General features: G+C 70.5%; 1 protein-coding gene. It reads left to right on the forward strand.

The window, feature by feature from the left end:
• Window positions 1-241, forward strand: a 241-nt coding sequence (locus tag J0695_RS40215) for a hypothetical protein (protein WP_206969760.1), incomplete at both ends; no start/stop codon positions are given.

A 241-nucleotide genomic window follows, 5' to 3' on the forward strand; every position in this document is an offset into this window, starting at 1 on the left:
CGACGGCAAGGTGCTCGACGCGAACCCCGACCTCAAGGCCGGCCAGAAGGTCCTCGTCACCGCCCGCGGCTTCGCCAAGGACGCCAAGGTGTCCGCCCAACTCGCCGACTCCACCGCGAAGTTCGACGACGCGACTGCCAACGCCGACGGCACCGTCGACAAGTACGCGTTCACCGTTCCCGCGGAGATCGCCGACGGCGACCACACCCTCACCCTCTCCACGCCCGCCGCGGGCTCCGTG

It is taken from the genome of Streptomyces beijiangensis, from assembly GCF_017315755.1.
Lineage (GTDB): Bacteria > Actinomycetota > Actinomycetes > Streptomycetales > Streptomycetaceae > Streptomyces > Streptomyces beijiangensis.